General features: G+C 70.9%; 15 protein-coding genes and 1 riboswitch. Of the genes, 9 read left to right on the forward strand and 6 right to left on the reverse strand.

The annotated features are described in order from the left end of the window. Position 1 precedes the first annotated feature (1 nt). On the forward strand, positions 2-325 hold the full coding sequence (locus ACIBG7_RS40680) for a rhodanese-like domain-containing protein (protein ID WP_357918988.1): 324 nt from the start codon (positions 2-4) through the stop codon (positions 323-325). Positions 326-347: 22 nt separating this feature from the next. Continuing rightward, positions 348-460, forward strand: a riboswitch (TPP riboswitch). Further along, positions 451-1,785 (forward strand): purine-cytosine permease family protein, encoded by a 1,335-nt coding sequence (locus ACIBG7_RS40685; RefSeq protein WP_397339723.1) that lies wholly within the window; start codon positions 451-453, stop codon positions 1,783-1,785. (Overlaps the previous riboswitch by 10 nt.) Here ACIBG7_RS40685 and ACIBG7_RS40690 read toward each other — a convergent pair. Then, on the reverse strand, positions 1,760-2,278 hold the full coding sequence (locus ACIBG7_RS40690; RefSeq protein WP_357918994.1) for a methylated-DNA--[protein]-cysteine S-methyltransferase: 519 nt from the start codon (positions 2,276-2,278) through the stop codon (positions 1,760-1,762). The genes ACIBG7_RS40685 and ACIBG7_RS40690 overlap by 26 nt on opposite strands. A gap of 91 nt (positions 2,279-2,369) precedes the next feature. Between ACIBG7_RS40690 and ACIBG7_RS40695 the strand changes: the two genes are divergently transcribed. Continuing rightward, a complete protein-coding gene (locus ACIBG7_RS40695; RefSeq protein ID WP_357918997.1) occupies positions 2,370-4,217 on the forward strand; it encodes a PAS domain S-box protein in 1,848 nt (615 codons plus the stop codon). 152 nt (positions 4,218-4,369) lie between these two features. Beyond that, complete coding sequence (locus ACIBG7_RS40700) at positions 4,370-4,795, forward strand: ATP-binding protein (RefSeq protein ID WP_357918999.1); 426 nt, start codon at positions 4,370-4,372, stop codon at positions 4,793-4,795. Here the strand turns inward: ACIBG7_RS40700 and ACIBG7_RS40705 are convergent. From ACIBG7_RS40705 to ACIBG7_RS40715, 3 genes are read right to left on the reverse strand one after another with little or no spacing between them, the layout of a single operon-like run. Beyond that, a complete protein-coding gene (locus ACIBG7_RS40705) occupies positions 4,792-5,412 on the reverse strand; it encodes a membrane protein insertase YidC (protein ID WP_357919002.1) in 621 nt (206 codons plus the stop codon). The two genes, ACIBG7_RS40700 and ACIBG7_RS40705, sit on opposite strands and share 4 nt — an antisense overlap. A gap of 27 nt (positions 5,413-5,439) precedes the next feature. Next, positions 5,440-5,673 carry a DUF6412 domain-containing protein gene (locus tag ACIBG7_RS40710; protein WP_357919005.1) on the reverse strand — a complete coding sequence of 78 codons (234 nt, stop codon included), beginning with the start codon at positions 5,671-5,673 and terminating at the stop codon, positions 5,440-5,442. Beyond that, on the reverse strand, positions 5,670-5,843 hold the full coding sequence (locus ACIBG7_RS40715) for a hypothetical protein (RefSeq protein WP_397339724.1): 174 nt from the start codon (positions 5,841-5,843) through the stop codon (positions 5,670-5,672). Before ACIBG7_RS40715 ends, ACIBG7_RS40710 begins: the two co-directional genes overlap by 4 nt. 98 nt (positions 5,844-5,941) lie before the next feature. Between ACIBG7_RS40715 and ACIBG7_RS40720 the strand changes: the two genes are divergently transcribed. Genes ACIBG7_RS40720 through ACIBG7_RS40730 form a run of 3 tightly spaced genes read left to right on the forward strand, consistent with a single transcriptional unit; the run spans position 5,942 to position 8,134 of the window. After that, positions 5,942-6,631, forward strand: a complete 690-nt coding sequence (locus ACIBG7_RS40720; protein WP_397339725.1) for a response regulator transcription factor — start codon at positions 5,942-5,944, stop codon at positions 6,629-6,631. Then, the gene (locus ACIBG7_RS40725) at positions 6,628-7,692 is read left to right on the forward strand and encodes a HAMP domain-containing sensor histidine kinase (RefSeq protein ID WP_357919015.1); all 1,065 of its coding nucleotides are present in this window, start codon (positions 6,628-6,630) and stop codon (positions 7,690-7,692) included. The genes ACIBG7_RS40720 and ACIBG7_RS40725 overlap by 4 nt, the downstream gene beginning before the upstream one ends. 31 nt (positions 7,693-7,723) lie before the next feature. Beyond that, positions 7,724-8,134 carry a hypothetical protein gene (locus ACIBG7_RS40730; protein ID WP_357919018.1) on the forward strand — a complete coding sequence of 137 codons (411 nt, stop codon included), beginning with the start codon at positions 7,724-7,726 and terminating at the stop codon, positions 8,132-8,134. Positions 8,135-8,150: 16 nt separating this feature from the next. On the opposite strand, the gene ACIBG7_RS40735 is transcribed toward ACIBG7_RS40730, so the two are convergent. Next, positions 8,151-8,600, reverse strand: coding sequence for a hypothetical protein (locus tag ACIBG7_RS40735; protein WP_357919021.1), 450 nt, complete (start codon positions 8,598-8,600; stop codon positions 8,151-8,153). 210 nt (positions 8,601-8,810) lie between these two features. Between ACIBG7_RS40735 and ACIBG7_RS40740 the strand changes: the two genes are divergently transcribed. Beyond that, positions 8,811-9,158: an STAS domain-containing protein gene (locus ACIBG7_RS40740; RefSeq protein ID WP_357919024.1), complete on the forward strand. Its 348-nt coding sequence runs from the start codon at positions 8,811-8,813 to the stop codon at positions 9,156-9,158. Positions 9,159-9,236: 78 nt separating this feature from the next. Beyond that, positions 9,237-9,950 (forward strand): glycosyltransferase family 2 protein, encoded by a 714-nt coding sequence (locus tag ACIBG7_RS40745; RefSeq protein ID WP_397339726.1) that lies wholly within the window; start codon positions 9,237-9,239, stop codon positions 9,948-9,950. A 154-nt stretch (positions 9,951-10,104) separates the two neighbouring features. Here the strand turns inward: ACIBG7_RS40745 and ACIBG7_RS40750 are convergent, their stop codons facing one another. Next, entirely contained in the window at positions 10,105-11,208 is a 1,104-nt protein-coding gene (locus ACIBG7_RS40750; protein ID WP_397339727.1) for a threonine aldolase family protein, read from the reverse strand. Positions 11,209-11,486 lie beyond the last annotated feature (278 nt).

Consider the following 11,486-nt stretch of genomic DNA (forward strand, 5'->3'; position numbering starts at 1 on the left):
CATGACGGTTCCCGAGATTCAGGCCCGCGAGGTGCCTGCCGACGCCTACCTGCTCGACGTGCGTGAGCAGGTCGAATGGGTGGCCGGCCACGCCCCCGCCGCGGTGCACATCCCCCTGGGCGAGTTGCAGATGCGGGTCGAGGAGGTCCCGGCCGACCAGACGCTCTACGTGCTCTGCCGGATCGGCGGGCGCTCCTACAACGCCGCCGCCTGGCTCAACCACATCGGCCGCAAGGCGGTCAACGTCGAAGGCGGCATGCAGGCGTGGGAGGCCGCCGGCCGGGAGATGGTCAGCGAGACCGGGCAATCCCCTTTCGTGGCCTGATGTGACATAATCCGGTCGAAAATTTCAGACCCGCGGGAGCTTGGGGCAACCAGGCTGAGAGGGCGACTACCGCTGTCGCCGACCGCATGAACCTGTCCGGGTAATGCCGGCGTAGGGAGTGTGTGATGGCGCATGTCGCCGATCCCCATGCAGAAGTGCCGCTGACGCTGGACGAGGCGCCCCCGAAGGTCCTGGGGGTGCTCGACCAGAGCGCGTTCTGGGCCAACCTGGGCATGAGCCTGCTCGGGTTCGCCTTCGCGTTGTTCATGATCGACCCGCTGGTCAGCGGCACGCCGCTGAGCGTGCCCGCGGCGATCACCGCCACCGTGGTGGGCAGCCTGATCGGCACCGCCATGGTGGGCCTGGCCGCGGTGCCCGGCGCGCAGACCGGGCGGCCGGCCATGGTGCTGCTGCGCGGGCTGTTCGGGGCCAAGCTGTCGTACGTCCCGACCCTGCTCAACGTCATCCAGATGCTCGGGTGGGGCGCGTTCGAGCTCTGGGTGATCTCCAAGGGGGCCCAGGCGATCTTCGGGACGGCTGTGCCGTACGCGGTGTGGGTGATCGTGGCCGGGGTGCTCACCGTGGTCCTGACGATCTACCCGCTCGGCGCGATCCGGCTGATCCGTCGCGTCGTGACCGCCGGCGTGATCATCTCGACGGTGTGGTTCGCGGTGGTGCTGGTCGGCGAGGCGCCGCCGGTCTCCGGCACGTGGGACGCCTTCGTCCCGGCGGTCGACTTCGTGATCGCGCTGTCCATCTCCTGGGTGCCGGTGGCGGCCGACTTCGCCCGGCACTCGCGCTCCAGCGGCGCGGCCTTCGGCGGCGCGGTGATCGGCTACAGCCTGGCGCAGGTGGCCTGCCTGGTGATCGGCGTCTACGCGGTGGCCATCGCCGGGCACCAGGCGGTGCTGGCCGACTCGACCGCGGTGTTCGCGCCGTTCGTCGCGGCCCCGCTGGGCGCGTTCTTCTTCGGCATCCTGGTGCTGCGCGAGACCGACCAGTCCTTCGCCAACAACTACTCGACCACGATGTCCCTGCAGAACCTGCTGCCCAAGGTGGACCGGCGGATCCTGTCCGTGGCGATCGGCGTGCTGACCATCGGCGTCGCCCTGGTCGTGGACGTCAACTCCTACGGCGCCTTCCTCAGCATCATCGGCGCCGTCTTCGTCCCGATGTTCGCCGTGCTGACCGTCGACTACTTCCTGCTCGGCGGCCGGGCCCGCTGGAACACCGCCGACGACGCGCCGAGCCGCTGGCTCATGGTCGTGCCGTGGGTCCTCGGCTTCGTCACCTGGTGGATGCTGGCCGCGCCGCCGAAGGTGGCGTGGTGGGCGGCGATCTGGAACGGCGCCCGCGAGGCGATCGGCTTCACCCCTCAGCCGTGGATGAGCGCGGCCCTGGGCGCCTTCGTCGTCTCGGCCCTGGTGACCTGGCTCATCGGGCTCGGTTCTCGACGGTGAGCAGATGCCGCTTGGCGGCTGCGCCCCCCGCGTAGCCGCCGTCGTCGGCCACCCGGTGGCACGGCACGATCACGCAGACCGGGTTGGTGCTGAGCGCGTTGCTGATCGCATGGAGCGCCTGGGGCCGCCCGATGCGTTCGGCGAGCTCCGCACGCGTGGTCGTGCTCCCGTACGGCACCGCCGCCACCATCTGCAGCACGGTCCGCGAGAACGGCGTGGCGAGCTGCAGGTCGGCGGTGACGGTGAAGGCGCGCAACCGCCCGGAGAAGTAGGCGTCGAGCTCGCGCCGCACCGGGTCGAGCCGGCGCGCGTCCGGCCCGATCGACCCCCCGGCGGTACGGCTCAGCCGCTCGAAGACGACGTGCTCGTCCTCGTACCCGCAGGAGGCCACGCCCCGCGCGGTCACGGCCAGCACCAGCCGGCCGACCGCGCCGTCGTAGGTGCCGAAGGCGATGTCGGGCGGGCCTTCGCCCCGATAGTCGGGAGAGGTCACTCTAAGCAGTGCGTCCAGGTCTGACATGGTGAGCGCAGCGTATCGGACGGATCGGCCTGCGGAGCGCCCGTGACGTCGGCACTATGGAGAGGTGAGTGGCGACTGGGACGACAGCTTGGCAGAGGCCGTGCTCGCCAGCTCGCCCAACGCCGTGGTGGCGCTCGACCGCGACCAGACCGTGCTGGCCTGGAACCCGGCCGCCGAGCGGCTGTTCGGCTGGAGCGCCGAGGAGCTGGTGGGACGGCGCGCCCCGATCGTGCCGGGCGAGCTGACCGCCGAGCACAACGCGGTGCTGGAGCGGGTGCGGACGGGCGGGCAGGTCTCCCTGCGCACCAAACGCTTCCGGCGCGACGGCACCCTGCTCGACCTGCGGGTGGACACCAGCGCGTTGTGCCAGGGCGCCTCGGTGGTCGGGTACGTGTGCGTCCATCACCTGGTCCGTGACGACATCGCCGCGCGCAGCCGCGGAGCGCGCCGGGCGCAGCTCGTGCGCAAGCTGACCGACGTGGTCGGCGACATCAACGCCGCGCTGGAGCTGCCCGCGGTGCTCGACCGGATCGCCGCCAGCCTGAGCGAGCTGACCGGCGCCGACGCGGGCGGCTTCGTGCTGATCGAGGGCGACCGGCTGCGGCTGGTCTCCTCCCACCGGCTGCCCGAGCACCTCAAGGGCTCGACGGCCGACCTCAACGCCAGCCTGGTCGGCAAGCTGATGCGGACCGGCAAGACCGTGCTCCTGGAGAGCCACCACCTCGACGACCTGATCTGGGCCGAGCTGCCCGGCCTGCACACCATCGCGCTCGGCCTGGCGGCGGTGGGCGGCCGGCCGTACGGCGGGCTGTACGCGCTCTTCGCCGACCGCAAGCCCGGGCATGTCGAGCTGGAGCTGCTGGAACTGCTGGCCGGGCACGCCGGCATCGCGGTGAGCAACGCGGTGGCCTACCAGGACGCGGTGCGCCAGCGGGCGCACGAGCGGGCGGTCTTCGACGCCAGCGCGGACGGCATCGCCGTCCTGGACAGCGCGGGCGGGGTGCTCCAGTGGAACCCGGCGGCCGGGGAGCTGACCGGCTTCACCGCCGAGGCCGTGCTGGGCGGGCCGCCGCCCTTCCCGCTGCCCGAGCCGGGGGAGAAGCTGACCGTGCAGCTCGACACCGGGCGCTGGATGGACATGGTGGCCGCCCGCATCGAGGAGACCGGCGAGGTCGTGGTCGACTTCCGCGACGTGACCGCGGCCAAGGAGCTGGAGGAGGCCAAGGACCTGTTCCTGGCGACCACCAGCCACGAGCTGCGCACCCCGATCACCATCGTGCGCGGCTTCGCCAGCACGCTGGACGCGCGCTGGGACAAGATGACCGACGCCGAACGCCGCAGCGCGGTGCACACGATCGCCGAGCGGGCGCGCTCGCTCGGGCAGCTCATGGACCACCTGCTGCTCGGCGCGCGGGCCGGGGCCGACGAGTTAGCCGTGCGGATCGAGACCTTCGACCTGGCCGAGCGGGTCCGCGCCGCGACCCTGGGCCTGCCGGTGCTGTCGGACCGGCACCGGGTCGAGGTCTCCCTGCCGGCGGAGCTGCCGCTGGTCAGAGGCGACGCGCTGGCCACCGACATCATCCTGGGCCAGTTGCTGGAGAACGCCTTCAAGTACTCCCCGCACGGCGGGCTGATCTCCGTGGAGGCCTGGGCCGAGGAGGACACCGTGGTCGTCGTGGTGGACGACGAGGGCCTCGGCATCAGGCCGGACGACCGTGAACGGATCTTCGAGCGGTTCGTCCAGGTGGACAGCGGCGACCGGCGCAAGTTCGGCGGCGTGGGACTGGGCCTGTACATCGTGCGGTCCCTGGCCCGCGCGCAGGGCGGCGAGGTGACCGCCCACCCGAGGCCGGGGGGAGGGACCAGGATGCGGCTGGCGCTCTTTATCGAACCCGACACACCGGTGCAGTAACGATGTGGTCACGGATCTGCTGATCTATCGTCCAATGTAGACAAGCCGTAATCGGTCGCCGGTTTCTGTGACCGTGCAACGGGGCATTTCGGTCGTACCGGGGTGTGTTCCCACTGTGGGTCCACGGGGGGACTGGGATCGGGGAGGTGGGTGTGTCGAGCGTGGTGCTACTGCCCTACGCACCGTCCAGCGTCGCCGTCGCACGCCAGCGCCTGAGCAGCGAACTGCAGGAGTGGGGGATCTTCTCCGGGGCGATCGACGATGCGGTGCTGGTGGTCAGCGAGCTGCTCAGCAACGCCCTCCGGCACGCCCATCCTCTGCCGTCCGGCATGGTCCGGGTGGCCTGGCTGCTGAGTGACGATCTGGTGGAAGTGGCGGTCAGTGACGGGGGTGCGGCGACCGAGCCGAGGGCGGGCCGACCGGCCCTGTCCTCGCTGGGGGGCCGGGGGCTCGGAATCGTGGAGTACGTCGCGGAGAAGTGGGGTGTTCGCCATGAAGGCGAGGTCACCACGGTCTGGGCCGTCGTCCCCGCGCCGCACGTCGTAGCTGCTGAGCCGGCGTTGAAGGAAGCCGGTTAGGCGTAGAGGACTGCTCGTTCTCCGTAGGTCCACGCTGCGGAGATCAGCAGGTAGAGGCCGGCCGCCATCGGGAGGAAGAGGGCGGCCACGGCCGAGCCGAAGGAGAACATCGGCAACATCTTGCGCAGCATTTCGGGCTGGTCCTCGGGTAGCTTCGCCTTCACCTTGCGTGAAGTCAGCCAGGCCACCACGACAATGGCCGCGACCAACACCACAAAGACCAAAAATGGCCCGCTGATCAGACCGTAATTGGCGACCACGCCGGCCAGCGTCAGTCCGAGCGGGTCGTACCCGACCAGAGCGGTCGGGTGCGTGGCGACCTGATACATCAGCCACAGGAACGGCATCTGCGCGAAGGCCGGCAGGAAGCCCGCGAAGGGCGAACTGCCCTCCTTCGCGTAGAGCTCCCGCACCTCCTTCGTCATCCGCTCCGGGTTCTTGGCGTACCGCTTCTGGATCTGCTTCAGCCGCGGCGCGAGCCGCTCACGGATCTTGGCGGTGCGGGCCTGGCGGATGCTCAACGGCAGGAGCAGCAGCCGTACGGCAAGCGTGAACCCGACAATGACGACGGCCGGGTGCGCGAGCCCGGTGATAAGCGCGACGAACGAATCGATCATGAGCCCTTCTCAAGGAGTGTCCTGCTTCTAGGCGAAAGCAGGGCACCCTGAAGGCGCTCTCGGTTTGGGCCGTCCCGCGGCGTCGGGGTCGCTCTGGCGCAGGAAGGCCGTGCGCCGGCCGTAGACGCGTGCGAAGACGGGCACCCCGGTCTCGGAGACCGGCTGCGGCCTGCTGCCCACCCAGAAGGCGAGCAGCAGTCCCGCGACGATGACCAGGCCGGCCGGATCGTGCAGAAGGGCCAGCGCGAAAAGGAAGGTCACCGGTAGGAGGAGGACCCGCTGACCATGCGGACGACCAGGAAGACCACCAGGCCGATGACGCCGATGATGAGCGCGATCTTCACCAGTCCGAGGACCATGGGGACGACGAAGTTGAACAGCACGAAGATCGCGAGCAGCGTGCCCGCGACGAGCATTACCAAACGACCCATGCGCCCACCGTACGTCGTGAAGGGCCCGACTGCGACGGGTCTTACGAACCCGTGACGAACGTGCCGCTTTCGTGTTGCGCCGCCGTACCGTGAGACGGGTGAACTCCCGCATCCTGGTCGTCGAGGACGACCCCACGGTCGCCGAGGTCGTGGCGAGGTACCTCGAACGCGACGGCCACCGGGTGGAGTGTGTGGGCGACGGCGCCGAGGCCCTGCGCCGCGCGCTGGCCGAGCCGCCCGACCTGGTGGTGCTCGACCTGATGCTGCCCAGGATGGACGGGCTCCAGGTCTGCAGGAAGCTGCGCGAGCGCTGGCCGGTTCCGGTGATCATGCTGACCGCGCTGGGCGAGGAGATCGACCGCGTGGTCGGCCTGGAGACCGGCGCGGACGACTACGTGACCAAGCCGTTCAGCCCCCGCGAGCTGGCCCTGCGCGTGCAGTCGGTGCTGCGCCGCGCCCGGGGCGCCACGGTGATCGCCGGCACCGGCGTCCTGCGCGACGAGGACCTGGTGGTGGACGTGGGCGCCCACGAGGTACGGCTCGGCGGCCAGGACCTGCCGCTGACCGCGCGGGAGTTCGACCTGCTGGCCTACCTGATGCGCAACCCCCGCCAGGCCTTCAGCCGCGCCGCCCTGCTCTCCCAGGTGTGGGGCTGGTCGTTCGGCGACACCTCGACCGTCACCGTGCACGTGCGCCGGCTGCGGGAGAAGGTGGAGCCCGACCCGACCACGCCCCGGCGGATCGTCACGGTCTGGGGGGTCGGCTACCGGTACGAGCCGCTGTCATGATCGCCGCGCTGCTCGGGATCGCCGTCGCGCTGGTCGGCGTGCTGGTGATGCGGCGGCTGCGCACCCTGCGGGCGATGGTGCTGCTCGTGGTGGTCGTCGCGGTGCTGGCCACGCTGGCGGGCGTGGTGACCGGGATCTTCGAGATGACCCTGGAGGGCTCGGCGCGCAACACCGCCCTCGGGTTCGTCGCCGTCGGCGGGCTGGTCGGGCTGGTGGTGGCGATGATCCTGGCCCGGCGCGTGGTAGCCGAGAGCCGGCGGCTGGCGGAAGCCGTACGGACCGAGGGGGAGTTCGTGCCGCCGGAGTCGTTGCCGAGCGAGCTGCAGGCCATCGCGCACGCGCTGTCGGAGTCGTACGCGCGCGAGCGGGCACTGGAAGGCGCCCGGCGCGAACTGGTCGCCTGGGTGAGTCACGATCTGCGCACGCCGCTGGCGGGGATGCGGGCGATGGTCGAGGCGCTGGAGGACGGCGTGGTCGACGACCCGGCCACGGTCAGCCGCTACCACGCGCAGATCCGCATCGAGGTCGAACGGCTCTCGGCCATGGTGGACGACCTGTTCGAGCTCTCCCGCATCCACGCCGGCGCGCTCAAGCTGACGCCCGTGCCCCTCGGGCTGGGCGATTTGGTCGCCGACACCGTCGACCAGTTCGAGCCGCTGGCCAGGGCCAAGGGCGTGCGGCTCGACTACTCGGCGGTGGCCGGGATCCCGCTGCGGGCCGACGCCGGCGCACTCGGGCGGGCGCTGGGCAACCTCGTGGTCAACGCCATCCGGCACACCCCGGCCGACGGGGTCGTCTCGGTCAGCGCCTCGGTGTCACCCGACGGCGGGACGGCGTGCCTGGCCGTACGCGACTGCTGCGGCGGCATCCCCGACGCCGACCTGCCCCGGCTGTTCGACGTCGCCTTCCGCGGCGAGAGCGCCCGCACCCCCGGTCGCGACGGCGGCGCCGGGCTCGGCCTGGCCATCGCCCAAGGACTCGTGGCCGCCCACGACGGCCGGATCGGCGTCGTCAACGAGGGGCCCGGCTGCCGGTTCGAGATCCGGTTGCCCCTCGCGTGAGCCGAACGCCGCTCCCATCCGTCAAAGAGGCATGAAGGTGTGGCGAATCCTCATCGTGTCCCTCCTCGCGGTGGCGCTGACCCCCGTCGCGGCCACCGCGGCCCCCGCCCCCAAGACGCTCGTCCAGCTCCGCGAACAAGGCGGCTTCGCGGGCCTCGACAACCGGGTGATCGTCTACAAGAACGGGTGTGTCCGTCTCAGCAGACGAACAGGCCCCACGATCGACAAGTGCCTGACCCGCGGCGAGTGGAAGACGCTCCGGCACCGGCTCAAGGCGCTCAAGCTCGGGCGCTCGGAGCAGCCGCCGCAGGGCGCGGACTTCATCAAGTACACCCTCACCTACAAGGGCCACCGGGTCAGCCGCTACACGCTGACCAAGACCTGGCAGCCGGTGGTGGCGCACCTGCAGAAAGTCCTGGTGAAGTACTGGGCGCCGGACTGATCCGGCGCCCCGCACCTCACGCCGTTTCCTGCAGCGTCCCCTGCGGCGCTTCCTGCGGGGCCTCCTCCGGAGCCTGCGGCTTCGCCGGCAACGACTGCGTGCCGAACGACTCCGACATGGCCCTGAAGGTCGGGCACGGCCAGCGCCACATGCAACTCCGGCACCGAAGGATCGGATGCGCGGTGTCGCTGGTGATGCCGCCCGCGTCCCGGGGCTGATGCAGGTCGAGCAGCCTCAGCCCGAGCGCGGCGAACGTGAGCAGGTTGTCACGCGCGCCTTCGAGGAAGTCGAGATCATCACTCGCCAGGCGGGTGCGGATCGGGACGTACCCCTCGTGGTTGACCAGTTCCCGCAGATGGGCCGCGTCCTCGTGCCACGAGGTCGCCTTCTCCGCGCGGATCTGGATGCCCTCCAGCCGCTCACGGAGCCGCTGTCGTTGAGGTTCTTCAGGTCGCTCAAGGTTCATCTGTCAAATGGGCCCAACTCGTCGCCCGTCATCCTTCTGGGAGCGGTGACCGGACTCGGAGGCATGGGCCTACCCCCTTCCCGGCCTTGCCGGTTTCACACAGTTAAGCTTCGCGTACTCCGCGTTTTCGTGATGCCCAAACGGGGGACAAAAACCTGACACCCGCGGATCAACGTGACCCGGGGCGCTCTCGCCGATAGCCTGCCTTCTGTGGAGCTGAAGGTCTCGACTCGATCACATGCCGGCCACGCCCTTGTGGAGATCGCCGGTGAAATCGACCTCTATACGGCGCCCCGCCTGCAGTCGGAATTCACCCGGCTGCTCCAGGACGGGCCCCAACGAGTGGTCATCGACATGTCCCAGGTGGAGTTCTGCGACTCCACCGGGATGAACGTGCTGCTGTCGGCGCTCAAGCGCATCAAGGAGCAGGGCGGCGTCCTCGACGTCGCCGCGCCCCGGCCGGCCGTACGCAAGATTCTGCAGGTCACCGGGCTCGACTCGGTGTTCACCGTGCATGAGTCCGTCCCGGAGGAGTTCCTGATCTCCGAGGGCTCATGACCCAGCCAGTAGCCGCCGACACCCAGGGCGAGGGCTCATGACGCAGCCTGTCGCCGCCGTCATCCAGGGCAAGGGCTCATGACGCAGCCAGTAGCCGCCGTCATCCCGGCCAAGGACGAGGCCGAGCGGATCGGCCCGACCGTCGAGGCGGCGCTCGCGCTGCCCGGCGTCGACCTCGTCGTGGTCGTGGACGACGGCTCGACCGACCAGACCGGCCGGGTCGCGCGGGCCGCGGGCGCCCGTGTCGTACGGCACAGCCGCAACCGCGGCAAGGCCGCGGCCATGGAGAGCGGCGCCGAAGCCGTCCGGCTGCTCGACGACGCCGGCACCACCCGGCACCTGCTCTTCCTCGACGCCGACCTCGGCGCCACCGCCGCGGCGGCCTCCGCGCTGATCAAGCCCGTGCTCGCGGACGAGGCGGACATGACCATCGCCGTCTTCGCCACCCGGGTCAAGCTCGGGGGGCACGGGATGGTGGTCAAGCTCTCCCGTGAGGGCATCCGCCGGGCCACCGGCTTCGAGGCGGTCCAGCCGCTCAACGGGCAACGGTGTCTCACCCGTGCCGCCTTCGAGGCCGCCCGGCCGCTGGCCCACGGGTTCGGGGTGGAGACCGGGCTCACCATCGACCTGCTGCGCAAGGGCTTCCGGGTGCTGGAGGTCGAGGTCGACATGGCCCACCGGGCCACCGGCACCGACCTGGCCGCCCAACTGCACCGGGCGCGCCAGCTCCGGGACGTGGCCCGGGCGCTCCTGGCCCGCGAACCGTCCCTGCGCGACCTCACCCGCCGCTGACCCCTTGGGGGTACGGCGGGGCCGCGCGGCCGGGTGGCTTGGTCCGGTGGGGTGGCTGGTCCGGCGGGCTTCCGGCCTGCCCGGGTTCCAGCCATGGGGCCAGCTCGTCACGCCCAGGTGCTGCGGCGGGAAGTGGCCGGCTCGGCGGTTTCCGTCAAGTGGACATGCTTTGGGCCAGGTGGGCGAAGCGGGCGCCGACCTCGGCCACCTGCTCGGCCGTCCACTCCAGCGCATGCTCGGCCACCATGATCTCGGCCATCGCCATGCCCGGCACCTCATCCTCGACCCACCCACCGGCGAACCACACCCGCTCATCCTCCGCCAGCACCAGCGCCGCCCGGTTGAGCACCTCGGCGCGATACGGCAGAAACAGCCGAAACTGGTGCGTGTGCGGCGGTTCCGGAAAAACCCTCGCACCCTTCACCCTGGCCAGCCCTTCGGCAACCGTCCGCGCATGCCGGACGAATCCGGGAAGCCGAGGCAACTCCCGCTCCAGCCCAGCCAACGCGGTCAACGCCGCCGGCCACTGCTGGAACACGTTCCCGCCGTACCGATGCCGCCAAGCCCGCGCATAGGCCGCCAGCTCCGCGTCACCCACCAGCGCGGCCCCGCTCAGACCACGGACGGTCTTGTAGAACGACACGTACACGCTGTCGGCCAGCCCGGCGATCTCGCTCAGCGAGTGCTCCAGGAAGGTGGTCGACTCCCAAAGCCGCGCCCCGTCGAAGTGCACCCGCGCCCCCTTGGCCCGCGCCGCCTCCGCCACCGCCGTCAGCTCGTCCCAGGTCGGCAGCACAAACCCGGCGTCCCGCAACGGCAGCTCGATCACCACGCTCCCGACCGGCTCCTCCAGCCTGGCGATCTCGGCCGCCGTCGGGTTCCGGGGCGCCGTCGTCGGCCACACGCTCCTCAGCCCGGTGAGCTGGGTGTGGGCCTGCCTTTCGTGGAGCTCCTGATGCCCCAGCCGGTGCAGTGCCACCGCCGTCCGCCCCGTCACCCCCGCGCCGTACCGCAGGGCCACCTGCTGGGCCATCGTGCCCGTGGGGAAGAACACGGCCGCCTCCTTCCCCAGTAGCCCGGCCACCTTCTCCTCCAGCTCAGCCACCGGCCCGTCGCCGTAGAAGTCGGGATCTCGGTCCAGGTCCGCGCCCGCCTCGAGCTCGGCCAGCCGCCCCCGCATCGTCGCCGGGGGATACCCGGACAGGATCCGCTCACAGTTCCGCAGCGCATCCAACCGCCGCCGCCTGTCATCCACCACGGGCCGATCCTGACACACCCCTCCTCTCCCAACCCACCCCAAACCGGACATCGCATATCTCGGCGCCCCCGACCCGCGTCACCCTCGGACCGCCTCGGGTTCCCCGCGCCTCGGGTTCGTCTCCGCCCCAGGTCCCACCCCAGGTCCCGCCGCCCCGGGGTTCCCGCCTCCGTGTCAAGGCCCACCGCCCAGCCCAGCCACCGTCTCCCGGCACCCCGGGGCAGCCGCCCTCCCCAGGTTCCGGGCAACCCCCTCCCTTCCGGTCCCGGGCGTCGGTG

The organism is Nonomuraea sp. NPDC050328, assembly GCF_044459405.1.
Taxonomy (GTDB): domain Bacteria; phylum Actinomycetota; class Actinomycetes; order Streptosporangiales; family Streptosporangiaceae; genus Nonomuraea.